The sequence below is a fragment of the Sorangium sp. So ce131 genome, from assembly GCF_051519095.1.
Taxonomy (GTDB): Bacteria; Myxococcota_A; Polyangia; order Polyangiales; family Polyangiaceae; genus Sorangium.
The window spans coordinates 4,697,858-4,721,567 of sequence record NZ_CP150455.1; the positions used below are offsets into that span (position 1 = coordinate 4,697,858).

The 23,710-nt window shown below is 68.1% G+C and carries 18 protein-coding genes; 12 read left to right on the plus strand and 6 right to left on the minus strand.

All coding sequences use genetic code 11. The annotated features are described in order from the left end of the window. Window positions 1–71: 71 nt before the first annotated feature. A complete protein-coding gene (locus WMF43_RS17295; protein WP_437681486.1) occupies window positions 72–1,091 on the plus strand; it encodes a hypothetical protein in 1,020 nt (339 codons plus the stop codon). Window positions 1,092–2,041: 950 nt separating this feature from the next. Then, window positions 2,042–2,584 (plus strand): RICIN domain-containing protein, encoded by a 543-nt coding sequence (locus tag WMF43_RS17300; protein ID WP_437681487.1) that lies wholly within the window; start codon window positions 2,042–2,044, stop codon window positions 2,582–2,584. Window positions 2,585–2,880: 296 nt separating this feature from the next. On the opposite strand, the gene WMF43_RS17305 is transcribed toward WMF43_RS17300, so the two are convergent. After that, window positions 2,881–5,754 carry a DUF4215 domain-containing protein gene (locus WMF43_RS17305; RefSeq protein ID WP_437681488.1) on the minus strand — a complete coding sequence of 958 codons (2,874 nt, stop codon included), beginning with the start codon at window positions 5,752–5,754 and terminating at the stop codon, window positions 2,881–2,883. Window positions 5,755–6,111: 357 nt separating this feature from the next. Here WMF43_RS17305 and WMF43_RS17310 point away from each other — a divergent pair, with 357 nt between their 5' ends. From WMF43_RS17310 to WMF43_RS17335, 6 genes are all read left to right on the plus strand, one after another. Further along, window positions 6,112–7,140: an alpha/beta hydrolase family esterase gene (locus WMF43_RS17310; RefSeq protein ID WP_437681489.1), complete on the plus strand. Its 1,029-nt coding sequence runs from the start codon at window positions 6,112–6,114 to the stop codon at window positions 7,138–7,140. A gap of 86 nt (window positions 7,141–7,226) precedes the next feature. After that, window positions 7,227–8,426: an MFS transporter gene (locus WMF43_RS17315; protein WP_437681490.1), complete on the plus strand. Its 1,200-nt coding sequence runs from the start codon at window positions 7,227–7,229 to the stop codon at window positions 8,424–8,426. 59 nt (window positions 8,427–8,485) lie between these two features. Further along, window positions 8,486–9,712 carry a flavin-dependent oxidoreductase gene (locus WMF43_RS17320; RefSeq protein ID WP_437681491.1) on the plus strand — a complete coding sequence of 409 codons (1,227 nt, stop codon included), beginning with the start codon at window positions 8,486–8,488 and terminating at the stop codon, window positions 9,710–9,712. Further along, on the plus strand, window positions 9,709–10,155 hold the full coding sequence (locus WMF43_RS17325) for a DUF3237 family protein (RefSeq protein WP_437681492.1): 447 nt from the start codon (window positions 9,709–9,711) through the stop codon (window positions 10,153–10,155). Before WMF43_RS17320 ends, WMF43_RS17325 begins: the two co-directional genes overlap by 4 nt. Before the next feature lie 589 nt (window positions 10,156–10,744). Continuing rightward, window positions 10,745–11,728, plus strand: coding sequence for a hypothetical protein (locus tag WMF43_RS17330; RefSeq protein WP_437681493.1), 984 nt, complete (start codon window positions 10,745–10,747; stop codon window positions 11,726–11,728). Window positions 11,729–11,915: 187 nt separating this feature from the next. Continuing rightward, window positions 11,916–13,760, plus strand: coding sequence for an FG-GAP repeat protein (locus tag WMF43_RS17335; protein WP_437681494.1), 1,845 nt, complete (start codon window positions 11,916–11,918; stop codon window positions 13,758–13,760). A gap of 64 nt (window positions 13,761–13,824) precedes the next feature. Here the strand turns inward: WMF43_RS17335 and WMF43_RS17340 are convergent, their stop codons facing one another. Beyond that, window positions 13,825–15,189: an MATE family efflux transporter gene (locus WMF43_RS17340; RefSeq protein WP_437681495.1), complete on the minus strand. Its 1,365-nt coding sequence runs from the start codon at window positions 15,187–15,189 to the stop codon at window positions 13,825–13,827. A gap of 6 nt (window positions 15,190–15,195) precedes the next feature. After that, window positions 15,196–16,173 (minus strand): phosphotransferase family protein, encoded by a 978-nt coding sequence (locus WMF43_RS17345; RefSeq protein ID WP_437681496.1) that lies wholly within the window; start codon window positions 16,171–16,173, stop codon window positions 15,196–15,198. Between the two features lie 40 nt (window positions 16,174–16,213). Here WMF43_RS17345 and WMF43_RS17350 point away from each other — a divergent pair, with 40 nt between their 5' ends. Next, window positions 16,214–16,549, plus strand: coding sequence for a superoxide dismutase (locus tag WMF43_RS17350; protein ID WP_437681497.1), 336 nt, complete (start codon window positions 16,214–16,216; stop codon window positions 16,547–16,549). Between the two features lie 41 nt (window positions 16,550–16,590). Here the strand turns inward: WMF43_RS17350 and WMF43_RS17355 are convergent, their stop codons facing one another. Then, complete coding sequence (locus tag WMF43_RS17355; RefSeq protein WP_437681498.1) at window positions 16,591–17,850, minus strand: patatin-like phospholipase family protein; 1,260 nt, start codon at window positions 17,848–17,850, stop codon at window positions 16,591–16,593. Next, entirely contained in the window at window positions 17,847–19,109 is a 1,263-nt protein-coding gene (locus WMF43_RS17360; protein WP_437681499.1) for a patatin-like phospholipase family protein, read from the minus strand. Before WMF43_RS17360 ends, WMF43_RS17355 begins: the two co-directional genes overlap by 4 nt. Window positions 19,110–19,877: 768 nt before the next feature. Between WMF43_RS17360 and WMF43_RS17365 the strand changes: the two genes are divergently transcribed. The 3 genes from WMF43_RS17365 (at window position 19,878) to WMF43_RS17375 (ending at window position 21,594) form a co-directional block, all read left to right on the plus strand. After that, entirely contained in the window at window positions 19,878–20,456 is a 579-nt protein-coding gene (locus WMF43_RS17365; RefSeq protein WP_437681500.1) for a superoxide dismutase, read from the plus strand. A gap of 57 nt (window positions 20,457–20,513) precedes the next feature. Continuing rightward, window positions 20,514–20,645: a hypothetical protein gene (locus WMF43_RS17370; RefSeq protein WP_437681501.1), complete on the plus strand. Its 132-nt coding sequence runs from the start codon at window positions 20,514–20,516 to the stop codon at window positions 20,643–20,645. 163 nt (window positions 20,646–20,808) lie between these two features. Next, window positions 20,809–21,594: a DoxX family protein gene (locus tag WMF43_RS17375; RefSeq protein WP_437681502.1), complete on the plus strand. Its 786-nt coding sequence runs from the start codon at window positions 20,809–20,811 to the stop codon at window positions 21,592–21,594. 170 nt (window positions 21,595–21,764) lie between these two features. On the opposite strand, the gene WMF43_RS17380 is transcribed toward WMF43_RS17375, so the two are convergent. Then, entirely contained in the window at window positions 21,765–23,567 is a 1,803-nt protein-coding gene (locus WMF43_RS17380) for a carbohydrate binding domain-containing protein (RefSeq protein WP_437681503.1), read from the minus strand. Window positions 23,568–23,710 lie beyond the last annotated feature (143 nt).

The window sequence follows — 23,710 nt, forward strand, 5'->3', positions numbered from 1 at the left end:
AAGGTAAGTTACCAACGGTAGGTTAACGCCAGGCACGCTCCGTGCGCGCTCGGCGGGAGGAGTCCATCCAGATGGCTACACGAACGATGTCACCCGTCCTCTTGCTCGGCGGCTCCGGTCAGGTCGGCGCGCGCGCAGCGAAGGCGCTCCGGCGCCTGCACCCGGACCTCCCGATCGCGATCGCCGGACGCGACGCGCGCAGGGCGTCCGAGGTCGCCGCGGAGGTCGGCGGCCCGACGACGGCGACGGCCGCCGACGTCGGCCGCGACGACCTCGGCCTCGCGCGAGGCGCGTCGTTCAGCGCCGTCGTCGCGCTCGTGAAGGATGAGGCGTCGAACGCGGTGAAGCGCGCGCAGGCGGACGGCGTGCCCCACATCGCCTTCTCGGACGCCGTCGCGGAGATCGGCCCCTTGGTCGCCCATTACGTCGCGCGACCGACGCGCGCTCCCATCCTCATGCTGGGCCACGCCTTCGGCGGCGCGGCGACGCTGGCGGCGCTGCACCTCGCGCAGGAGCTCCAGCGCGTCGACGCGATCGCGATCGGCTGCGTCGTCGACGCGGACGATCGCGGCGGCCCCGCATTGCAGGCCGCTTTCGAGCACGAGGCGAAGACCGGGCAGGCTCCGCTCGTGCTCCAGGGCGGGAAATGGACCTGGCTCCTCGGCGACGCGGCGACGCGGCGCTTCGTGGACGCCGAGGGCGTGGAGCGCGTCGGCCGGGCCATGCCGCTCCCCGACGTGGTGAGCCTCGCGGCGGCGACCGACGCGCGAGAGATCCGCGTGGACATCGCGACGCGCGACGCCGCGAGGGGCGGCGCGGGTCACGTGACGGAGCTCGTCGTCGAGGTGTCGGGGCGGCGACACGACGGCGCGGGCGCGCGGCTGCGCTACGACATCGTCGATAAGGACGGCCTCGCGCGCCTCAGCGCGTACGGCGCCGCGATCGCGACGGAGCGCTTGCTGGGGCTCGCGGGCGGTGCCCCCGTCGGCCCGGGGCTCTACAACCCGGAGAGCGTGCTCGACCCGGCGCGCGTCGTCGCGCGGGTCGAGGAGCTCGGCGCGCGCGTCCGCCGCACAGACCAGCGCCTCTGACGCGCGGCGGGCGGGGCAACGCGCGATCCATGGAGCATCGCCGATAGACCACCACTCGCCTCGCTGGAGGGGTGGTTCGCACACGCACGTGCGCGCGCGCTCCGCGCACGATCGGCTTGCCGGGGCGATAGCCCTTCGGCAGCACCAGGAGCGTCTTCTCGATCTCCGACGGCTCCCAGCACCGCAGCACGAGCGGGCGCGCAGCGGTCCGCGCCGCCGGCCGCGAGCGCGTGCCAGCGTGCCAGCGTGCCAGCGTGCCAGCGTGCCAGCGTGCCAGCTTGATCAGGCGCGCTGCTTTGCGGCACCCTCGCCTCCCTGCGGCCCACGGGGTCGGAAGGAGCGTTCGCCGCGCAGCGAGCCGCGCGGCATCGGCCCGTAAGGCGCCGCCAGCAGTGCGCTGGACGGGGCCGAGCGAGGCCTGAGTCGCTCTCCCGGCGATGGTACCCCAATTGCCTTTTATCCGGGGCGCCTGGTCTGGAGCGTCGAAGACGACGGATATTCCGAGCCTGCCGCGCTCACGAGAAATACACGATGCGCGTGTGATCGGACGCGAAGCGGGGGCTAGGACAAGCAAACGACTTCCGAAAAGTCAAGCGCTCGCTGCGGCTCGCCTCATGCAGCCATGCTGTAGATGACAGAAAATTCTTTTACGCGATCCACCACTTCCGGAAAAGGTGACGCCATATCAACCATTTATTCGCGCATTGAGGCGGCGCCTTCACTCCACACCCGCAGCATGCGGGGACCCTCTTCGTTGACGCACCTGGTCGACGCGACCATGACCGCACGCCGTCGGGTTTCACCGCTGGACGACGAATTTGCTGGAAGTTCACAAGCGACGGCGAAGCGCTAAAGCTCGTTTGTACCCTATTGCAAGACTATTTCCTTTGTGTTCTTTTATCGGCGCGCGCGGCTACTTCGCGCGACTTGAACGTGGGAGATGATGCAACATGAAGAACCTCGTCATTGGTTTCATGAGTTTGGTAGGAACGCTCGCGGTCGCTGGGACAGCGAATGCCGACTATACGATCCGCAGTCTACTTACGGGAAAGTGTCTCGGTGTGTCGGGCGGGAGCGGGGTCGCGGGGACGTCAGTGGTCACCTTCACCTGCGACGGTACCCTGAACCAGAGATGGGCCACAGGGGCCTTTTGGCCCTCTCCCAACAACATGTTTACGCACATTCTCAACCGTGTGAATGGCGCTACCAGCACCAACAGGAGCTTGGGGTTGAGCAACAGCATTTCGGCAGTCAATGCGTCCTGCAACAACAACACCACCGACACCGACGACAAGGGCTGGTGGGTGGACTATGCTGGAGACTTCGCGGTTCCCGGCTTGGCGGGCCTACAGCATTGCTACAGTTTCAAGAGCAAGATCAACACGTCGACGGTCCTCACCACCAGCACTGGCCAGAACAACGTCCAGCCCACGCGTAGCGCGTTGTCCGGTTCGCTCACCAATGGCCAGATCTGGTGCATCGTCGACATCTAGCACTCCGAGCATGTTGAAAATCGTCCAATTCCAGTAGCTTGCGCAGCCTCCTGGACACGCGATTGTCTTGGCGCGCAGGTCGATCTTGAAATCGCGCTTGCTGAACGAATCGGCGCTTCACGCCCCCGGCGGCGCCTGCTCCCCGAGTTCGGCGAACAGCAGCATCCGCTGCTCGGTCGAACCCTATGACTATTGCGGTCGTACGGCTCGCGCAGCACGCTCGCGAGCCTCGCGCACAGCGCGGTGTTCTTGTCGCGCAGCTGGACCAGGAGTCACAGCGGCTACGAGCGCGTGATCTACTCGAGCCTCTTGATCCGGCCGGTCGGGTCCGATTCGGTCTCGAAGAAGTAGATGGCGTGGTCGAACCGGTCGTAGGTCATCGAGAGGTCGGCGTTTCCACCCAGGGTGCTGATGACGCCGACGTGCTCCGCGCGGCCCGCGGGGTTCAGGACGACGTGAATGTCGCCTTGACCATCCCGGGCATAGAGGACGCGGGGGTCGGTGACGCTGTCGAGGACCACGGACAGGTGCGCGCCGGCGGTGAACGAGAACCTGGCAATCTGGGTGGGAGGCGCCGAGATGTCCGTCCGATCGAAGCGGTACAGCCCTTCCTGCCCCTCGCGGACGCCGGGGCCCCGCGGTCCGCCGCCCGCGATGTACAGATACTGGCTGTCTGCGGCGATGCCTGACGCCTGCACGAGGTGGTCCACCGGGACGGCCCCGATCAGCTGCGCCTGAGCCGGCGCCGAGAGGGAATAGGCGTAGATGCTGACGGGGGTCGCCTCGGTGCCCCCCGTGACGGCAAGGAGGCTCGTCCCATCGGACGTCATCGAGCGCGCCGAAGAGGCGGGAGGATACGCCGGAGAGGTATCCCACGCTGCCGGGCCCCACGTGGATCCATCGAAGATCCGGTACAATCGGTTCCCTGAGGTGGCGCTGTCCAGGCTGAACAGCGACCCGTCGTGAAGAAGGAGATCCGGGCCCACATGCTGGCCGCTCAGCCCGTCCGCCGTTCCGTGCACGATCGCCGTCGCATGGCCGGTCTTGGGGAGCTCGAAGACCTTCGTGGCGGCCCCGATGTAGATCGTGGTGGGGCTGGCTGCCATGCCGGCTTCCGCTGTTTGACCCGACGAAGGCGGCCACGTGATGTCGAGGTCTGTGAGGGTGCCGGTCAGCCCGCCGTAGGTATGATCCATGAACTCCAGGCAGGTGATCGCGCTCTGCACGGACACGGCGACATGGAACGTCTCGCCGGCCTCCGAGAACGTCGATACCGGGATTGTCCTGGTGTCCGTCGCGCAACGGAGCTCCTGTCCCATGTCGTCGACGAGGGCGATCGCCCCTGCGGCGTTCGCCGACACGGCCAGGACCTGGTCGGTGGCGACGTGGCTATACCAGTGAACTGCCCCGTCCTTCGGGAAGCATGAGGGCGTACCAAGGCGCGTGGTCGAGGTGGGCGCCGCCGGACAGCCCGGGAACGGCTCGGCTGTCTCCCTGCTCTCGCCGCGGCCCGGCGTGATCGCGGCGCAGCTCGTGCTGCAGGTCGTGCTGCCGGCCGGACTGCCGGCCGGGCTGCCGGCCGGGCCGGCGTCACACTCCTCGCTTCCTTCGACCAGCCCGTCGCCGCAGAGGCTCGGATCGATCAGGAGCGTGTAGGCGGGGATCTCCGCGTTGTTGAGGCGCCTCTCGACCGCGACGTAATAGGTCCCCGGCGAGAGCCCTCTGGCGCCCGGGTGAGTGGCCGGCTCTATCTTCGAGCACCAGCTGATGAAATCATCGTCGTCGAAGGCGAGCTCGGTCGCTCCGTTGGAGGCATAGAGGTAGATCGCCGTGTCGATCGTATGATCGCAGTAGCCGTTCCCTTGGGGGTCGTACGTCGCGATGACCACATCGCCGGCGACCGGCATCGTGAACGAGTAATAGTCCCTGTCCCCGGTCGGAGAGATGCTGCCGCAAGCGAACGCGTTCGCCAGGAGCGAACTGCTCGTGGCGGCGTTATCGTTCGGCTCGACCTCCGGGAGGCAGCACAGGCTCCTGACCCCGGAGCACTCGAACCCCGCCTCGATCGTGCAGCCCCGGGTGCAGCCGTCGCCGTCGGCGGCGTTGCCGTCGTCGCACGCCTCGCCGGAGGTCACGATGCCGTTGCCACAAGCCGTCCGGGTGCAGTTGGCGTCGCAGCCGTCGCCGTCGATGGCGTTGCCGTCGTCGCACGGCTCGCCCGACGTCACAACGCCGTTGCCGCAGGCCGTGGGGGTGCAGTTGGCGTCGCAGCCGTCGCCGTCGAGGAGGTTGCCGTCATCACACCTCTCGCCGGTCGTCTCGATGCCGTTGCCGCAGGCCGTCGGTGTGCAGTTGGCGTCGCAGCCGTCGCCGCCGACGGCGTTTCCGTCGTCGCACGTCTCGCCGAAGGTCACGATGCCGTTGCCGCAGGCCGTCGGTGTGCAGTTGGCGTCGCAGCCGTCGCCGTCATCGCTGTTGCCGTCGTCGCAGCCCTCGCCGCCGGTGACGACGCCGTTGCCGCAGGCGGTCGGTGTGCAATTGGCGTCGCAGCCGTCGCCGTCGATGTCGTTCCCGTCGTCGCAGCCCTCGTCGCCGGTGACGACGCCGTTGCCGCAGGCGGTCGGCGTGCAGTTGGCGTCGCAGCCGTCGCCGCTATCGCTGTTGCCGTCGTCGCAGCCCTCGTCGCCGGTGACGACGCCGTTGCCGCAGGCGGTCGGCGTGCAGCTGGCGTCGCAGCCGTCGCCGTCGATGTCGTTCCCGTCGTCGCACCCCTCGTCCGCTGCGGTGGCGCCGTCGCCGCAGGTGCTCGTACAGGCGCTGGGCGCCCCTCGACAGTGATAACCTGCCTCGACGTGACATGTCCTATCGCAGCCGTCTCCTGGCTCGGTATTGCCGTCGTCGCAGGCTTCCTCGCGCAGGACCAGGCCATCGCCGCAGCCGGGTGTACATGCGCTGGGGGCGCCGTCACATCGGTAGCCTGGCTCGACGAGGCAGGTCGCACCACAACCGTCGCCGGCCTCCGTATCGCCGTCATCACAGCGCTCGCTCGCTGCGACCCTGCCATCGCCGCAACGATCTCCTCCGCCGTGATCCGGGGCCTCGTCGCCGCAGCCGATGAGCAGGACGGAGCTCGTCAGTACCATCGTGATCCATCGCTTCCGAAATGCCATGATGCCTCCTGCAATGCTGTCGATCCCGTTGTAATATGCCGCCACACTTGCAGGGGGGCGGATCGCATCGGCGCGTCAATTTCTTCTCCAGCGGGCAATGCGATTCGTTCTGGACATTCAATTGTCCCCTCACGCCACAGTCCGTATGGGCCGCGACAGGTGATAATTGCAGTGCCAAGCGAATTCGGCTCTCGCGCGAATCGTCCAGCCCGGCGCCGCGGGCGTGGCGCCTCGCATCGAGGCATAGGCGAGTATGCCTATGCCTCGAACCGGAGGACTTGGGTACGAAGGCGTTGCGGTCACCTGCATCGGGTGATGCGAGGAAGGACGGCGATCTTCGAAGAGAGGCGAGGACGAATGGAAACGCTTCGTAATTTCGGCAAGATCACGCCAGGGATCGTCGCGCTCGCGGCGCTCACGGCGCTGGCCTGCTCCAGCGAGGGGGATGCGACGGACGAGGCATCGTCCGGCAGCGGCAGCGCCGGAGGGCTCGCTGGGTCCGGCTCCAGCGGCTCCGGTGCCACGGGGGCCTCGTCGGCGACGGGGGCCCCGTCGGGGGGAGGCGGCGGCACCGGCAGCAGCGGCGGGGGCCCGGCCTCGGGAGGAGGGGGCACGGGCGCCGCCGGAACCGGCTCGGTCGGTAGTGGAGGGGAGACACAAAGCGCGGGCTGCGGCAGCGCGACCGCGCCGACGAGCGGCCGTTTCAGCATCGATGTCGGGGGCACGACGCGCGAGTACATCCTCGCCGTGCCGGACGACTACGATTCGAGCCACGCCTACCGGCTGATCTTCGCCTGGCATCCCCGCGGCGGCTCGGCCGAGCAGGTCGCGACCGGGTTCGGCGGCGGTTATTACGGCCTCCAGAGCCGCGCCCGCGGCTCGGCGATCTTCGTCTCTCCCGAGGGCATCGACCAGGGCTGGGCGAACGAGGGTGGCCGCGACATTGCGTTCCTCCGCGCCATGATCGAGCGCTTCAACGCCGAGCTCTGCATCGACCAGGGCAGGATCTTTTCGACCGGGTTCAGCTACGGCGGCATGATGTCCTACGCGATCGGCTGCGCGATGGGCGACGTCTTCCGCGCCATCGCCCCCATGTCCGGCGCGCTCTACAGCGGCTGTGAGGACGGCGACAGCCCCGTGGCCATGTGGGGCGCCCACGGCAACGCGGACGACGTGGTTCCGGTCGAGAACGGCCGGTCCGCGCGCGATGTCTTCCTCGAACGAAACCACTGCGATCAGCAGACCACACCGGTCCAGCCGGACCCCTGCGTCAGCTACGAAGGCTGCGATGCGGGCTATCCCGTCGTCTGGTGTGAGTTCAGCGGGGGCCACACCCCGGTGAGCAATTCCGGTGAATCGATCTGGAGCTTCTTCTCGCAGTTCTGAGCCGGGTTTCCCTTGAACCAGCGTCGTTCAGGCTGCGGCCGGCCGCAACAATCCCGGGCAATGGGACGGAAACGGGAGGTTTCCCCATGGGTGTAGCGCCCCCTCGCGCGCCTCGCGGCGCCGTCACGCTGTCGTTGTGTTCGCTGATCGCCCTGCTGGAAGGGTTCGACATCCAGGCCATCGGCGTGGCCGCCCCCCTGCTGATCCCCGACCTCGGGCTGACGCCCGGGCAGGCGGGCGTCGTGTTCGGGGCCGGCATGGCGGGGCTGGTGTGCGGCGCGCTGACCGGCGGCTGGATGGCCGACCGCATGGGCCGCAAGCCGCTGCTGATGATGGCGGTCGGCGTCTTCGGCCTGTTCACGCTGGCCACCGTGGTGGCGGGCGGACCGCTGTCGCTGGGCCTCTACCGGTTCCTGGCCGGGACCGGCCTGGGGGCGGCGATGCCCACCCTGGTGGCCGTCGCCCTGGAGATCGCCCCGCCCGACCGGCGGACCCGCACCACCACCCTGATGTTCAGCGGCATGCCGGCCGGCGGCGCGCTGGCCGCGCTGTTCGCGGCCGGTTTCATGGCGCGGTTCGGATGGCACAGCATCTTCCTTGTCGGCGGCGTGCTGCCGCTCTTGCTGCTGCCGGCCATGGCGTGGCTGATGCCCGACAGCCGCGCGGCGGCGGTCGGCGGCGCAGAGCGGCCGGGCGGCGTGCAGGCGCTGTTCGGCCATGGCCGGCTGATGATCACGCTGCTGGCCTGGTTCACCTTCGGCTTGACGCTGCTGGTGCTGTATCTGCTGCTGAACTGGCTGCCGTCGCTGGTGGCGGCCAAGGGCCTGGGTGGGGTGGGGGGCGCCGGCGCCGCCTTCGCCTTCAACGTCGGCAGCGTCGTCGGCTGCTGGGTCATCGGTATGGCGGTGGATCGGCTGGGGCCGCGCCTTCCCATCATCGCGGCCTATCCCGCCCTGGCCCTGTCGCTGTTCGGGCTTTCGGGGGCGGACAGCCTGCCGCCGGTGCTGACGCTGGCCGCCCTGGCCGGCTTCTTCCTGCTGGGCGCGCAATACTCGCTCTACGGCGTCATCCCGCTCTATTACCCGGCGCGGGCGCGCGGGCTGGCCACCGGCGCCTCCATCGCCGCCGGCCGGCTGGGCTCCATCGGCGGGCCGCTGGTGGCGGGCCACCTGCTGGGCCAGGGCTGGGGCCCCGCCGGCGTGGCCATGGCCATGGTGCCGGTGGTGCTGTCGGCCGGGGTGGCGGCGGCGGTGATGACCATCCGCGGCCACCGTGCCGGTGATTGAGGCATGGCGGCCGATTCAACAAGAGGCGGCGTCAAGCCGCAGGTCTGCGGGAGATTATCATGCACGTGATCGTCGTGGGCGCCGGGATCGGCGGCCTGGCCACGGCTCTGGCGCTGCACGCCTCGGGCCATGAGGTGACGGTGTTCGAGGCCGCGCCCACCATCCTGCCGCTCGGGGTCGGCATCAACCTCCTGCCCCACGCCGCCGAGGTGCTGCACGAGCTGGGCCTGGTCGAGGCCCTGCTGGCCCAGGGGGTGGCGACCCGGGAGCTTGTCTATTTCAACCGCTTCGGCCAGCGCATCTGGGGCGAGCCGCGCGGCCGCTTCGCGGGTCACGCCGCGCCGCAGATCTCCCTGCACCGCGGCGCCCTGCAGGGCGTGCTGTTCGACGCCGCCGTCGAGCGGCTGGGCTCAGGCCGGCTGATCTGCGACCGGCGCCTCTCGGACCACGAGGAGGGCGAAGGCCACATCGTGGCGCGCTTCCTGAGCCGTGAGGGCGTGACGTGGGAGGTTCCCGCGGATCTCCTGATCTGCGCCGACGGCATCCACTCGGCGGCGCGCGCCGGCCTCTATCCGGACGAGGGGCCGCCGGTCTACGGGGGCCGTATCCTGTGGCGGGCGACCTCGATGGCGGCGCCCTTCCTCACCGGGGCTAGCATGATCATGGCCGGGCATCAGGATCAGAAGTTCGTCGCCTATCCCATCTCCCCGCCGGGGCCGGATGGGCGCCAGAAGATCAACTGGATCGCCGAGCTCGCCATCGCCGAGAGCCTGCGACGGGAGGACTGGAACCGGCGGGGCGATCCTGCCGACTTCCTGCCCAGGTTCGAGGACTGGCGCTTCGACTGGCTGGATGTGCCCGGCCTGATCCGGGGCGCCGAGGCGATCTACGAGTTCCCGCTGGTCGACCGCGATCCCCTGCCGCGCTGGAGCCACGGGCGCATGACGCTGCTGGGCGACGCCGCTCATCCCATGTATCCGATCGGCTCCAACGGGGCGAGCCAGGCCATCCTGGACGCCCGCGCGCTGGTCCGCGCGCTCGCGGCCCACGCCGATCCGGTGGAAGCGCTGGCCGCCTACGAGGCCGAGCGCCTGCCCGCCACCGCCGCCATCGTCGCGGCCAATCGCGGCAACGGTCCGGAGCAGTGCATGCAGATCGCCCAGGAGCGCGCGCCCGACGGCTTCGACCATATCGAGGACGTCTTCGCCCCCGGCGAGCTCGAGGCCATCGCCGCCCGCTACAAGGTGCTGACCGGCCTGAAGCGCGCCTCGGAGCCGCTCGCGTGAGCCCGCCCCTCTTCCCCTTGATGACGCTCGAGGTGGCCGTGGACCCGCCGGTCACCGTCAATCCGAGCTCGCCGGGTCGTCGTTTCATCCCCATCGTCGGCGGCACGGTGGCCGGCGGCCTCGAGGGCCGGGTGCTGCCGGGCGGCGACTGGCAGACGATCTGGGCCGACGGCCGGATGGACATCTCCGCCCATTACATCCTCGACATCGCCGGCCACGGGACGGTGGAGATCCTCTCCGAAGGCGTCCGCGCCGGGCCGCCGGAGGTGCTGGCGGCGCTCGGGCGCGGCGAGGCCGTGGACCCCGGGCTCTACTATTTCCGCACCGCCATCCGCATGCGCACCTCCGCGCCGGGGCTCCTGCGGCTGAACGCCATGCTGGCCGTGGCCGTGGGCGAGCGGCTGGCCGACCGGGTGCGGCTCACGGTTTACGAAATCGGCTAGTTCCGTGCCTCGCACGGTCTGGCCAGGAATCCCGAGAGATCTTAACGCAAAGGCGCAAACCAGAAATTTCTCTGTATTTTTGCGCCTTTGCGCCTTTGCGCCTTTGCGTTGAAATCTCTCTTCTCTCGCCGTGATCCCTGCCAAGGCTTCTGACAGCCGAACCAGGGGGCGCGATCGTGGCTGAGACCTTCGAGACCTCGGATGGCCTGAAAGAATGGGACGCGGAGATCGAGAACGCATGAGCACACAGACGAGAGCGTCGAGACGCCGGGGCGATGCTGGCGCAGGGATTTTGGCCGTCGCCCTCAGCATCATCTCCTTCAATCGCCCGGCACGGGCACAAGCGCAGCCCGAAGCGCCGCCGGCGCCCGCGGGCGAAGACCCGCCGATCGCGGCTCCCGCGGTAGCGCCCGCGAGCCCTCCTGCAGACGCGGGCGCGCCGCGAGCGCCCTCTGCGGAAGCTCACGCCGGCGCGCCGGCGCTGCATGGCGCTGCCGGGCCCGGGCCAGCTTCGCCGGCGCCACCGACGCAGGACGAGCCATGGAAGAATCCGCTCAGCGTCGCGGCCTGGGCCCGCGTCGGAGGTCGCTTGCAGAACCCCAGCGCGCGCGAGAGGATGGACCGACTGCTCGGGGACGGAGAGCTGGATCTGATGTTCTCGGGCGAGATCAACCGGTTCATCGGGGTGCAGGGCGCGATCGTCGCTCAGTTCGGGCCGACCCCGACTGGAGGCAACATAGCGGGCAGCGCGACCCTCCGCGACGCCATCGCCAAGTTCAAGTTGCATGATCTGCTGAACGTCTGGATCGGCCGGATGATCGTGCCGTCGGATCGCTCCGCCTTCTCCGGGCCTTGGTCGATGGGGCCGTGGAACTATCCCGGGTTCTTCGAACCCTATGCGCCGCCGATCGGACCAAGACAGGGACCTTTCGGGCGCAACGACGGGGTGACCGCCTGGGGCAAGGCAGGGGGCGGCCTGTTCAAGTATTACGTGGGCGCTTTCAACCTGCACGACTCTTCGGTAAGCCCGCTCTACACGGCGAGGCTCAACGTGAGCTTGCTCGACCCCGAGCCGGCCTATTACCAGAAATCCACGTACCTCGGAGAGAAGAGCATCCTCGCGCTCGGCGTGGCCGGTGAAGTGCAGAGGGAAGGCTCCGTCGAGTCGTTGCCGCCCCCTGCGCCGGACACGCCGCCAGGCATCCCGCGCAAGGACACCTATGGCGAGGTCAACGCCGACCTCCTGTTCGAAAAGAACCTCGGCGCGGCGGGCACGGTCACGCTCGAAGGCGCGGTTTATAAGTGCTTCGGCGACTTCGAGAGGTTTGATTACTCCTATTTCGTGCTCGCGAGCTACCTCACGCCGAGCAACATCGGCGTCGGGAAGTTGCAGCCCCTGGTCCGACTGCAACAGGCGAAGCCGAAGGACGCGGACCCTTATCTGCTCATCGATGCCCAGATGGGCTACATCATCGAAGGGCACGCTGCGCGTGCGGCGCTCGGCTATCAACGAAGCGAGCTGTCGGGGGCGAAGGGGAATGCCCTCTTTCTCGGCGTCCAGCTTCAGAAGTGATCCCCGGAGCGATGGGAGCTCCCCGTCGCTCGCCGAGCCCCTGCCCCAGATAGAAAAGTTCATTTCAGCGCGATCCACGCGCTGGAAACCGGCGAGCCTCTTGCGTGACGGCTCTTTAGGCCGGTAGAGTCCGCACACTGGATTGATGTGTGACTCCATGAACGGGGGATGAAGGGAAGAGTGGTAGATGGGAATACGAACACGGTTGTGGGCCCAGCGCCTCGTTCTGTTCTGCGTCGGGAGCATGGCCATGGCATGCAGCGACGCGGAGCGAACGGACGGACGAGATCCGGAGGACGCGCAGACGGCTCATTCGGCTTTGCTTGCAGCGCAGAGGTCGCAGCTCCTCGCCAGCGACCGGGAGAGCGACGACCTGTTCGGCTTCTCGAGCGACATCGATGGTGACACCGCGGTCATCGGCGCGCTCGGGAAAGGCGGCCACACGGGGGCTGCCTACGTCTTCGTGCGCAGCGGCAGCACGTGGACCGAGCAGGCCAAGCTCTCCGCGAGCGACGGCGCCCCGTGGGACTACTTTGGCCGCTCGGTCTCCATCTCTGGAGATACGGTGCTGATCGGCGCCGAGAGCAACGCGGAAAGCGGCATAGATGCAGGGGCGGCGTATGTATTCGTTCGCAGCGGCACGACGTGGAGCCAGCAGGCGAAGCTCATCGGGAGCGACGTGGGCGTGAGCGACTTCTTCGGGGGGGCCGCGGCGCTCGACGGAGATACGGCGCTCATCGGCGCGAGCGGAGACGACGATGCGTTCACCGACGCAGGCGCGGTGTACGTCTTCAAGCGCAGCGGCACGACGTGGACCGAGCAGGAGAAGCTGGTCGCCGATGACCCGACCGCGCCGAGTTACTTCGGCTCGTCGATCGCCCTGTCCGGGAACAGAGCGCTCATCGGGGCGCCATTCACCAGCACCGGAAAAGTTTACTCGTTCGTGCGCACCGGGAGCGCCTGGACACAAGAGGACGTGCTCGCGGCGGACGATGGGCAGTCGGACGATTATTTCGGAATGTCCCTCGCCCTCGCGGGGGACAGGGCGCTCATCGGGGCCCCCAACGACGACGATATCGCCTTCAACTCCGGCGCTGCGTACGTGTTCGCGCGCAACGGCTCGACATGGACGCAGGAGGCCAAGCTCACCTCCGAGCGCACGAGCTCATTGAGCGACTTCGGAGCGAAGGTCGCGCTCACGGGATCGGGGAATAGAGCCTTCGTGGGAGCGTCTTCAGACAACGATCTCGGCCCCGACGCCGGAGCGGTGCACAGCTTCTTGCGCACCGGCGCCTCGTGGGCAGAAGAAGAGCTCAAGCTCTTCGCCGCGGATGGAGGTCCGGTCGACCTCTTCGGATCCTCCGTCACCGTGTCGGGCAGCACGTTGTTTGTCGGGGCCTACTTCTACGATGTCCTCGGCTACAACGAAGGCACGACGTATGCCTATACGTTCAGCGACGGCGGCTTCCGATCCATCGAGACGACGGTCAACAGCGCGACGGTCGCGCTCCCCGAGGGGTGCCTTCCGGGCGACCTGCTCCTCGCCGCGCTCGAGGTCGTCGCCGATCCGCCGGACGTGACGCCCCCGTCGGGCTTCACGCTCGTGCACGACCAGCCGTCGTCCACGAGCGACGGACCCTTCCACGCCGTGGTGTATACGAAGGTCGTGGGATCGAGCGAGCCTGCCGAGTACACGTTCGATGTTCCGGCGGACGTCTGGGTCGACATTCACCTCGCCTGCTATTCGGGGGTGAGCAGCGCGGTCGCGTCGGCCGGCGCGAGCGCCGTCGGGCCTTCCATCAGCGCGCCCAGCGTGACGCCCTCGAGCCCCGGCGGGCTCCTCGTCACCTTCTTCAGCGGCTACAGCTATGGGACATGGTCCACGCCGGACGGGCTGATCCAGCGATCGGACGTCGACAGCAACAGCATCCAAGACCAGGTCATCACGACCGCCAGCGCCACCGGCGCGCGCACCGCGACGAGCTCGGGAGACCCGAATGGCCTGGCAGCCGTCTCGGTGATCTTGCAGTAAATCGCAATTCTGCACGGGCCGGTGATGGGCTTTGCGCGCCCCTTCGTGGCGCCTGAGGGCAGGCTCAGCCGGCGCCCGGCGCTCCCGCCATCCCGTGACCCGACTCCGCGCGGGCATTCTTCAGCAGGATGACGGAGACGATGCAAAGGATCAGCTCCGAGATCGCCCCGGAGGCCCAGATACCGGTCAGGGAGAACAGGCGGGAGGCCAGCAGCAGCACCGGCAGCTTGACGAGGAGGATGCCCCCGAGGGTGAGCAACAGCGCCTCCTTGGCCCGGCCGACCGACTGGAACGAGGCCGCCGTGACCATGGCCACGCCGGTCAGGGGACAGGAGAGCGCCAGCAGCCGCAAGGCGGTCTGCCCTTCAGCGATGATCGCGCGCTCGTTGGAGAGCAGGGCGATCAGCGTCGCCGGCGTCAACAGGCAGATGCCGCAGACGAGCGATCCATAGACGACCGCGGCGCCAAGGGACAGCCGGATGACCTCGCGCACCCGCTCGAGCTTCTTCTGGCCGAAGTTGTACCCCACCAGCGGCTGCATTCCGTGGACAATGCCCGTCTGCGGCGTGTTCAGCCCGGAGTGGATCCGGCTCACGATCGCGAACACGCTCAAGGCGCTGTCGCCGCCGATCAGCCTGAGCAGGTTGTTGGTGATGACGGCGATCAGGCTGATGCTGAAATTCGTGATGAGCGATGGGGACCCGATCATCAGCACCTCGGTGACGATGGGCCAGTCTGGCTTGAAGTAAGACGCCTTGATGTGGTAGGAGCGGCTCTTCCGGAAGAAGAAGAAATGGACGCTCATGCCGGCCGAGGTGGCCTGGCCACAGACCGTCGCCAGGGCGGCCCCCGAGACGCCCATCTGCAGGATGATGACGAACAGCCAGCACAGGACGATGTTGACGCAGACAGGGATGATCCAGATGGCGGTCGAGTACCTGGCGCTGCCATCCGCCCTGATGATGGCCGAGTATCCGGTGCTGGCGATGGCGCCGAGGAAGATGATCCGCCCGAACTCGATGGCATAGGGGGCGATGGTGTCGGTGGCTCCGAGCAGGTAGACGATCGGCTCGATGAAGACCGAGCCCAGGACCGTGATGGCGATCGCGGCCGTCCAGAAGATCAGGAAGGTGTTCGCCACCGTCCTGGAAGCCTTCTCCACGTTCTGCTCGCCGAGCGCCCTGGAGACCACCGAGGCGCCGCCGGCCCCGACGGTCGTGGCGACGGCGCCGAGGGCGATCTGGACCGGCGAGATGATCGAAGCCCCGGCTGCGGCCGCCGAGCCGATGCCCACCGAAAGGAAGTAGATGTCCGTGAGGCTGTAGATGGCATAGACCATCAGCGAGAGCGTGGTCTGGGAAGACATCTCCAGCAGCAGCCTCCCGACCCGCTCGGTCCCCAGACTTTCGACCTTGGAGCTTCCGCCCATGAGCGTTCAGCTCGCCTTCAGCCAGCCCATGTGCTCGTCAATCCACTGCCTGGAGAGGTTGTAGATGACGTCGGTGTCGTAGTTGCGGTAATAACATTCCGTGTTCATGACCAGGGCGAGGTGCAGCGAGTACAGGCGGCATCTCCGCTCTTCTTCGAAGGTGAAGGAGGTCTTGCCGTAGCCGCGCATGCTGCTGGTGATGCCTTCGGAGGAGAGCGCCCGGAACTGGGCCTCCATCAAGGGATCGGCCCAGAGCGCCCTCTCGAAGTCGATGATGCCGGTGACCCTGCCTTCCTTGACGAAGACGTTGGGGTTCCAGACGTCCCAGTGGACCAGGCAGGGCGTGGTGACCTCCTCCAGCGCGGCGGCGTGCCTGAGGACGGCGGCGCGGATCTCGTCGTAGCCGTGGTCATGCACCGCGCCTTTCCGGATGCCGTCTTCCAGCACCGACTCCATGATCTTGATGAACGCCTCTCTCCAGGTGCTCGCGCGCAGGTCCGGGTTCCCGTCATAACCAAAATAGGCGCCGGTGAAGCCGTTGATCTCCCGGATGATCTCACCGATGTGATGGTCGATGGACGCCTGCGTCTCGGGGGGGAGGCTCGCCCTCACGTGCTCGAGGTTGTCCCCGGCGATCTTCTCCATGAAGAAATAATCCGAGTCGCACAGGTCGTGGGCGTCGTCGAAATGGTAGATCTCGGGCACCGGGATGGCCGGGTTGCGCCGGACCAGGCGCATGGCGGCGACCTCGGTGGCCATGATGTTCTTCTCGTAGAGCATGACCTCCGCATCCCTCGGCGGCGCGATCTTGAGGATGACCTCCCGGCCATCGACGAGCCGGATGTTGTAGGCCGCATTGAACCAGCCGTCTTTCAGCTCAAGCACGGCATCTCCGCTGTCCGCGAGCGCCACGCCCCCGAAGGCCCTGGCGGCCATGGCCGCGATCTGCGGGCGTGTCTTCGTGTTCTTGGTCTTGCTTTCCACGGTCCTCCTTTGCCGAACGGCCGCTCGTGTGATGAGCCAAATGCGCTCATTGTGCCGGATCCTGGGATGCTGTCAAGTCGCGGCCGGGAGTGTACGGGGCTCGGAGCAGGAGGGGACCAGGGACGAGCTCGTGGCAGCGGACGCGGCGCTCGCGGGCAAGAGCCGCGAGGATCTCGTCCGCACGACGTCCGGCGCGGTCTTCAACCAGGCAGCTCAGGTGTGGAACCACACGTTCTACTGGCACAGCATGAAGCCGCAGGGCGGCGGTGAGCCTCCCGCCGCGCTCCGTGCGGCGATCGAGGAGGCCTTCGGGAGCGTGTCGTCGTTCAAGGAGAAGCTCAGCGCCGCGGCCGTCGGTCAGTTCGGGTCGGGCTGAGCTTGGCTGGTGAAGAACAGCTCCGAAGTCATCACGGTGAGCTACCGTGAGTTCGCCCCGCCCATCGGCCGCGGACGGACCACCGCCGCCCCCGGCGTGCCGCGCGCCCCGCGTTCAGCCCTGGCCGCGGCGGCGTGGACCGCGCGCCCCCGCTCCAGAAACTCGGTGTCGAGGGCGCGCTTCGTGACGGTGTAACCTGCGTTGAAGAGGAGCTCCCTCTCGACGGGCGACAGCGCGAGTGGGTTCGTCCTGAGCTTGAAGACCGGCACCGCTTCCGCGTTGACCTCGATCACCCGCGCCCACTTCAGCCGGTCCACCAGCTTGGACGAGTCGCCGACGTCGCGCGCCTCTTGCACCGTGGATCCGAGGGCCCAGAGCGCGCGGCAGGCGCGCAGAGGACGGCCGATCGCGTGATAGCGGGCGCGGAGGACGCGAATGCCGAGCGTCAGCGTATCCTCCGGTGCCGGAGCGCCGGTGTCGAACAGGTGCACGGGGAAGTTGCTCAGGAGCCCGCCGTCCACGATGTAGCTTGTCACCCCGTTGCGCCCGGTGAGCTGCACCGGCCTGAACACGAAGGGGAAGCTCATGCTCATCCGCATGGCGAGCGCCACCTCCAGCTCGTCCGGCTCGACCCCGTAGAGCTCGGTGTTGATGTCGTCCGGGAGGACGAGCATGCGGCCCCTCGTGATGTCGGAGGCGACGAGGTGAACCCGGTACCTGCGCGCCGGGTCTCGCTCGTTCTCGCAGCCGGGCATGACGAGGTCGCCGAAGGTCCTGATGCGCTTCTGGTCGAGCTTCTCCCGGAACAGGGCGAGCAGGGCGTCTCCCTTGAGCATCCCGAGCTCCCGGATGGCTCCACAGGCCATCGAGAGGGGTTTGCCCACGAGCGGGATGAAACCCAGCCCGCCGGGATCAGCGAGCCTGGCGAACTCGGGGCCACCGACGATGCCGGCGATCTCCGAGGGGGTATACCCCGCTCCCAGGAGGGCGGCGACGAGCGCGCCCGCCGAGGTCCCCGCCAGATACGAGATGTACGTGCCCTTGTACTTGTGGGTGAGCGCCTCCGCGAGCGCGGCGACCGCCCCGACCAGGGCGACCCCTCGGAGTCCGCCGCCCTCGAGGACCAGGTTCAGCCTCGTCGGGGGATACCGCTCCTCGGCGGTGTCGGACGGCTCGGCGAGCTCGCAGGGCGCGTCACGAGACAGGAGATCCCGCTCGCTCCGCGGGGCCTCCGGCGCACACGCGGTGGCTGTCGGCGCTTCCTGCTCCATGGTTCCCTCTCCGGGCAGCGCGGTGATCATGGCTGCCTCAGCCCCGCCACGCTCCGCCGCGCTCTCTCCGCGGCGGTCTGGACCGGCGTGGCCCGCTCCAGGATGTTCCCGTCGATGGCGCGCTTCATGGTGAGGTAGCCGGCGTCGTACAGGACCTCCCTCTGCAGCGGTGACAGGCGCGCGCTGATGGAGACGGTGCCCGTGTTGATCTGGATCGTCCTCGCCCACTTCAGCTTGTCCACCCGCTTCGCGGTCTCGCTCACGTCGCGCGCGGTGAACGCGGTGAGGAACATGGCCTTCAAGAAGTGGTAGGGGTAGGGGAACTTGACCTCGTTGTACCGCTCGGATTTCACCCGTATTCCGAGGGTCAACGTGTCCTCCGTCTCCGGCGCGCCGACGTCGAACAGGTGGATCGGGAAGCCGCTCGTCAGCGCGCCGTCCACGATGGTGCACTCGACCCCGTTCGCGCCCGTTCGCCGGACCGGGGGAGCCCAGAACGGCATGCTCGAGCTCATCAGCACGGCCTCGGCGACGTCGAGGTCGTCCGGCTCCACCCCGTACAGATCGGTGTTGACGTCATCGGGCAGGACGAGCATGCGCCCGCGCGTGATGTCGGAGGCGATGACGTGGACCCTGTACCTGCGCGCCGGGTCCTTCTCCCCCTCACATCCGGGCATGACCAGATCACCGAAGGTCCTGATCCCTCTGGCGCGCAGCGCGTCCCGGAGGAGATGGAGGAAATAATCGCTCCGGAACCACCCGCGCCCGGTGAGGACTCCCCAGGCCATGAGGGCATGCGTGCCCACGACCGGAACGCGGCCGAGCCAGGACGGCCTGGTGAGCCTCGCGATGTCGACGTTGAGCAGGTCGGCAATCTCGGTATGCGTGTAACCGGCGCCCAGGAGCGCGGCGATGATCGCGCCGGCGGACGTCCCTGCAAGATAGGAGATGTACGTGTCCTTGTACTCCTTCTTCTCGACGAGCGCCTCCGACAGCGCGGCGAGCGCGCCCACCTCCGCGACGCCCAGGGCGCCCGCCGCCTCGAAGACGAGGTTCAGCTTCTTCGGGATCCGCATCTCTTCACGGGTCGGGCACGGCGGCGGCGCGCACGCCTCGGAGGTCGAGAGGAGCGCCCGTTCGCTCCTGCGCTCCGCCGGCGCGCTCTCGCTCGCGCGAGCCTCCGGGGCAGGCTCCTCGGCGCCGGGCGCCTGCGCCGGAGCGACCCCTTGCCCGGCAGACCGGTCCTCGGCGCGGCCGCGACTGGCGTGTTGTCCCCGACGCTCGTTCATCTCCATGCCTCCGTGGTGCCCTGGATCATGGGCAGAGCCGGCGCGCCGCCCGGGCCGCGCGATGACGCGGCGGTGCGCCTCGGGGGGCACGGACGTCACGCGCCCGCGCTGCGCGGCCGCGCTCGCCCCACCCGATCCCCGCCGCCGACGGTCCGCCTCGTGATCTCTCGTGCTCGTCGTCGCCGCGGCGGCCTGGACGAAGCGCCGTGTCCGCGCTCGTCTGCCCAGGGAGCACGCTCTCGCTGCGTGACGAGAGCGCGGAGGTCCATGGCCGCTCGTTGCCGCAGTATGGATGTCGGACAGGCGCAGCGTCAAGCCGAGGTGGGCACACGACCCGAGAGGTGAATGGGTCCGTCGCCGAACGCACGTTTGGCCATGAGCAAACGCGCGCTCCCGTAACCGCGAGGTGTGTTCCGCACGCAGCGCCCTGCATGACGACGCCGTGGGCATCCAGGCGTCGACGTCCGCGCGTGAGCTCGATGCGCCCCCGGCGTCACGAGGTGAGGGGCAGAAATCGGCGGATCCGGGTGCTCAGCTCACCGTCCCTCCAAACCGATGGAAATCTGCCAATCCATTGGCAAGGCGCCACGCGTCCCCACCGGGGTTGCTACGTTGCCGCCGGACCCGGCGACGTGGAGCGGCTGTTTGGCCGCGAAGCGCGGACGTTCGACCCGTGGCTGGAGCGCCACCCGGAGGTCTTCGCCGAGCTACTCACAACGGGCTGCGACGAGCGCGTAGCCGTCGACACGCAACACGAGGAACAGAACCATGGCCTTCAACCTTCCCGAGCTCCCGTACTCCAGAGACGCGCTGGTCCCCCACATCTCGGCCGAGACGCTCGATTTCCACCACGGCAAGCACCACAACGCCTACGTCACGAAGCTGAACGAGCTCGTGGCAGCGGACGCGGCGCTCGCGGGCAAGAGCCTCGAGGATCTCGTCCGCACGACCTCCGGCGCGGTCTTCAACCAGGCAGCTCAGGTGTGGAACCACACGTTCTACTGGCACAGCATGAAGCCGCAGGGCGGCGGTGAGCCTCCCGCCGCGCTCCGTGCGGCGATCGAGGAGGCGTTCGGGAGCGTGTCGTCGTTCAAGGAGAAGTTCAGCGCCGCGGCCGTCGGTCAGTTCGGGTCGGGCTGGGCTTGGCTGGTGAAGAACAGCTCCGGCAAGCTGGAAATCGCGCAGACGGGCAACGCCGGGAGCCCGCTCACGGAGGGCAAGACGCCGCTGCTCACGTGCGATGTGTGGGAGCACGCGTATTACATCGACTACCGCAATGCGCGGGCGAAGTACGTCGAGGCATGGTGGAACCTGGTGAACTGGGACCACGCCGCCTCGAAGCTGTGACCCACGCGCTCCCGCGAAGGCGGCGTCGAGGCCGCGGGCCAGAAGGTCCGCGCGCTCGTGCGCGACCCGGCCAGGCTGGGCGAGCGCGGCAGCCTGGTCCGGACCACCCTGACGGTCGAGCAGCTCCTCGGGCGCAAGGCGCGGACGTTCGATGAGTGGCTGGAGCGCCACGGGAGAGCGTTCCAGTAGAGCGCAGCGGCGGCGGCGCAGCGAGGTCATCGACCTGCGTCCGACCGCGTGACGCCGGCAATTCGATCGCTCCTGGAACAAGGGCTCTCGCGGTCGGCGGCAGAGCGCTTGCGTGCGGCCGGCCTCGACGCCATCTCGCTTCATTTGGTATCATCGGGGCCGTATGACGACCCGCTCCCAGAAAATCCTCGGCTGGACGCCCACCGTCCTGCTGGCCCTGTTCATGTTCTTCGCCTCCGGTTTGGCGAAATTCTTCATCAAGGATGGCACCCCCAACGCCGACTTCGTGAAAGCGCTCGGCGTCTGGGACCATCGCTACCTGATCGGCGCGCTCGAGATCCTCGCCGCCGTTCTCCTCCTTGTTCCCCGCACCGCCACGCTCGGCTTCGTGATGATGGTCGGCGTGCTCGGCGGCGCGACGGCCACCGGCCTCACGCACGACGTCGAAGGCAACTGGCCGTGGTTCCCGTTCGTCCTCATCCTCGTGATGATGATCGGCGCGTACTTCCGCACGCCGGAGCTCCTCGCCCGCGCGCGGAATCCGGAGTCCGTCCCGAACCCGGGCAAGGCCGGAAAGATCGTCGCGTGGATTTTGACCGGCCTCCTGTCCCTCGCCACCTTGGCGAGCGGCATCCTCCAGCTCATGCCTCCCGCGAATGAGGAAGGCGCGGCGTTCCTCGAACGGCTGGGCATCACGCACATCACCGTGCCGCTCGGCATCACGAAGATCTGCCTCGCGATCCTCTTCCTCATCCCGCGCTATTCCGCGATCGCCCTCGTGCTCATGATCGGCTACTTCTCCGGCGCTTTGGCCACGAACATGACCCGCGGCTTCACGCTTCCGGAATACCTGCCGCTGATCATCGTGCTCGTTTTGCTTGCGATCACCGGCTGGATCCGCAACCCCGAGCTCCGGCAGCGCCTGCTCGGACGCCCCGTGTCCGCCTGAGGACAGCAGCGCGATCCCGATCGGCCGCCCGGTGCGCTGAGCGCGCCCGGCGGCGCGCCAGCGGACGCCGCCCGTACGTCACCACCGAGCGACGCGCGGGCGCGGCCTGCTCAGGACCCGAAGAGGGACCAGCTTTCGCTAGCCCCCCTCCTGCGATTTGCGCGGCGTGTTTACGGCGCCAGACGGACGAGCTTCACGCTGTCCACGGTGACGGCCGCGGTCCCTGCGTTGCCGAAGTTGAAGTCGAGGAACGCCGCGGAGTCCTGCGGGACGTTCGGGAGCTCGAACGAGTAGCTGACCCATGCGGGGCCCGCCGCCGGGGTCACGCGACCGTAGCTCGCCCAGTTGTTGTCGCTGCTCCCGTTGCGTCCCAGGTTCACCACGAACGTGCGCACGTCGTCCGCCTTGGCGCGGAACGTCAGCAGGTAGCGCCCCGCCTGCGCCAAGTTGACCGTGGTGCGAGCCTGGATGTGCCACATGTCGGAGCCGGCCTGCTGCACGTTGACGCGCATCTGGCGGCCGCTGAAGTCCGCCCACGCCGAGGCGCCGTTCCAGTTGAGGAGCTGCCAGCCGCTGCTGCTCTGGCTTCCCGCGAGCGAGGTGTTGGTCACATTGTCGAAAGAGCAGTTCGTCACGAGGTTGAGAGGATCTCGGCAAGCGTCGATCAGGCTGACCTTCTCGTGGACCACGCCGCCGAGCAGGCTCGAAAAGGCGCGCCAGCCGAGCGCCAGGTCATCACCCACGAGGCCGATGGGATCGATGCCGCCGTACCCAGCGTTGGGGCTGTTGACGCTCTTGTAGAAGTCGCGAATCAAACCGGTCTCGTAGGCCCACTGCCCCGACGCGGCGCGCTTGTAGATCGAGAGGCCCTCGTCTCCACCGCCGACCGTGCTGGCCAGCGTGTCGCCGTGGAGCGCCAGGTGCACGTGCGGGTAGGCGGTCACCAGAGTTTGACGCGCAGAGATCGTCCCGTCGGACGCCACCTGGTAGAACGAGAGGTGCTGCTGCGGCATGACGTTATTGACGAGGTAGGTCACGCCGGAGGTGACAGCCAGGTTCCCGGAAGCCAGGGCGAGGCTCCGCCCGAAGGCGCCGGTCGAGAAGAAGCCGCTCGTGAGCGCCACGGAGCTCCAGGTGCTGGTGCTGGCGTTCCTGCGGAAGATGCGGACCGAGCCGAGCTCGGCCCCGGCCTCGCCGCCGTCGGACCACGGCGATCCTACCGCGACCAGATCGCCGTCGATCGCGACCGCAGCGCCGGTGAAGCGCTCGTCCGGCTCGTCGAGCGAGAGCTCGAGGACCCACGTGTCGTTCGAGGCGTTGTAGCGGTAGATCTCGAGCACGCTGTGCCGCTTGTAGCCGATCACGAGGTAGTTGTCGGACAGGGCGAGCGCGATGTCCTTGAAGCTGTTGTTCGCGGGGTACGTGAGCGGGATGCGGGTGAGCGCGCTGCTGATGTTCTGTCCGTTCTCGCGCACCGCGCCGTTGCAGTTCCGCTGACCGCTGACCAGGGGGCACTGCGCCCATGAGCCGCTGATCTTCCGGGCGATGAACACGGAGTTCGATTGCGGAGAGGTGGCAGGATTCGGGCCTCGCGTCGCGAATGCGAGGACATTGTTCGAGATGGCGAGCTGGCTGCCGGCCTGGAGGCTGAACTGGGCGACGCCCGGGAACTGGTAAACGCGCTCGGGCGTGGCGCTCGTCCCGTTCATCAAGTAGACGGCGCCCTGCATCGTGCTGGGGAACGTGGGCTCTGCCTCCCCGCTGATCTTCACGTGCTCTTGAAGCGCGCCCACCAGCGTGTAGGCCCCTGCCCGCGCCAGGGTCGTCCCGGCTTCGGGGTACGCGGTGTTGCCGTGCGGCGTGGGTTTACCCACGACCACGCCTGCCGACGCCTGAGCGGCGACCAGACCGACGCAACCAGCGAGCACCCCAGCGAGACCTCTGAACTTCATCTTCTTGGAAACCGACATCATGAACCAACCTTCTTCTTTGAAACGAGGAAAGCGCCGGCTCCGGGGTCGCGCGCACGGGGAACGTGCATCGCGACTCCAAGCTGCGTCGATCCTCTCCGTCACTACATCCGTAAATCGGTGCGTCGCACCGACGGGGGGAAAAT

What these genes read in the sequence shown, in the direction of transcription:
- WMF43_RS17295 (WP_437681486.1), top strand. Translation starts at nt 72, where the DNA reads ATGGCTACACGAACGATGTCACCCGTCCTCTTGCTCGGCGGCTCCGGT.
- WMF43_RS17300 (WP_437681487.1), top strand. Translation starts at nt 2,042, where the DNA reads ATGAAGAACCTCGTCATTGGTTTCATGAGTTTGGTAGGAACGCTCGCG.
- WMF43_RS17305 (WP_437681488.1), bottom strand. Translation starts at nt 5,754, where the DNA reads ATGGCATTTCGGAAGCGATGGATCACGATGGTACTGACGAGCTCCGTC.
- WMF43_RS17310 (WP_437681489.1), top strand. Translation starts at nt 6,112, where the DNA reads ATGGAAACGCTTCGTAATTTCGGCAAGATCACGCCAGGGATCGTCGCG.
- WMF43_RS17315 (WP_437681490.1), top strand. Translation starts at nt 7,227, where the DNA reads ATGGGTGTAGCGCCCCCTCGCGCGCCTCGCGGCGCCGTCACGCTGTCG.
- WMF43_RS17320 (WP_437681491.1), top strand. Translation starts at nt 8,486, where the DNA reads ATGCACGTGATCGTCGTGGGCGCCGGGATCGGCGGCCTGGCCACGGCT.
- WMF43_RS17335 (WP_437681494.1), top strand. Translation starts at nt 11,916, where the DNA reads ATGGGAATACGAACACGGTTGTGGGCCCAGCGCCTCGTTCTGTTCTGC.
- WMF43_RS17340 (WP_437681495.1), bottom strand. Translation starts at nt 15,189, where the DNA reads ATGGGCGGAAGCTCCAAGGTCGAAAGTCTGGGGACCGAGCGGGTCGGG.
- WMF43_RS17350 (WP_437681497.1), top strand. Translation starts at nt 16,214, where the DNA reads ATGCGCTCATTGTGCCGGATCCTGGGATGCTGTCAAGTCGCGGCCGGG.
- WMF43_RS17355 (WP_437681498.1), bottom strand. Translation starts at nt 17,850, where the DNA reads ATGATCACCGCGCTGCCCGGAGAGGGAACCATGGAGCAGGAAGCGCCG.
- WMF43_RS17360 (WP_437681499.1), bottom strand. Translation starts at nt 19,109, where the DNA reads ATGAACGAGCGTCGGGGACAACACGCCAGTCGCGGCCGCGCCGAGGAC.
- WMF43_RS17365 (WP_437681500.1), top strand. Translation starts at nt 19,878, where the DNA reads ATGGCCTTCAACCTTCCCGAGCTCCCGTACTCCAGAGACGCGCTGGTC.
- WMF43_RS17375 (WP_437681502.1), top strand. Translation starts at nt 20,809, where the DNA reads ATGACGACCCGCTCCCAGAAAATCCTCGGCTGGACGCCCACCGTCCTG.
- WMF43_RS17380 (WP_437681503.1), bottom strand. Translation starts at nt 23,567, where the DNA reads ATGATGTCGGTTTCCAAGAAGATGAAGTTCAGAGGTCTCGCTGGGGTG.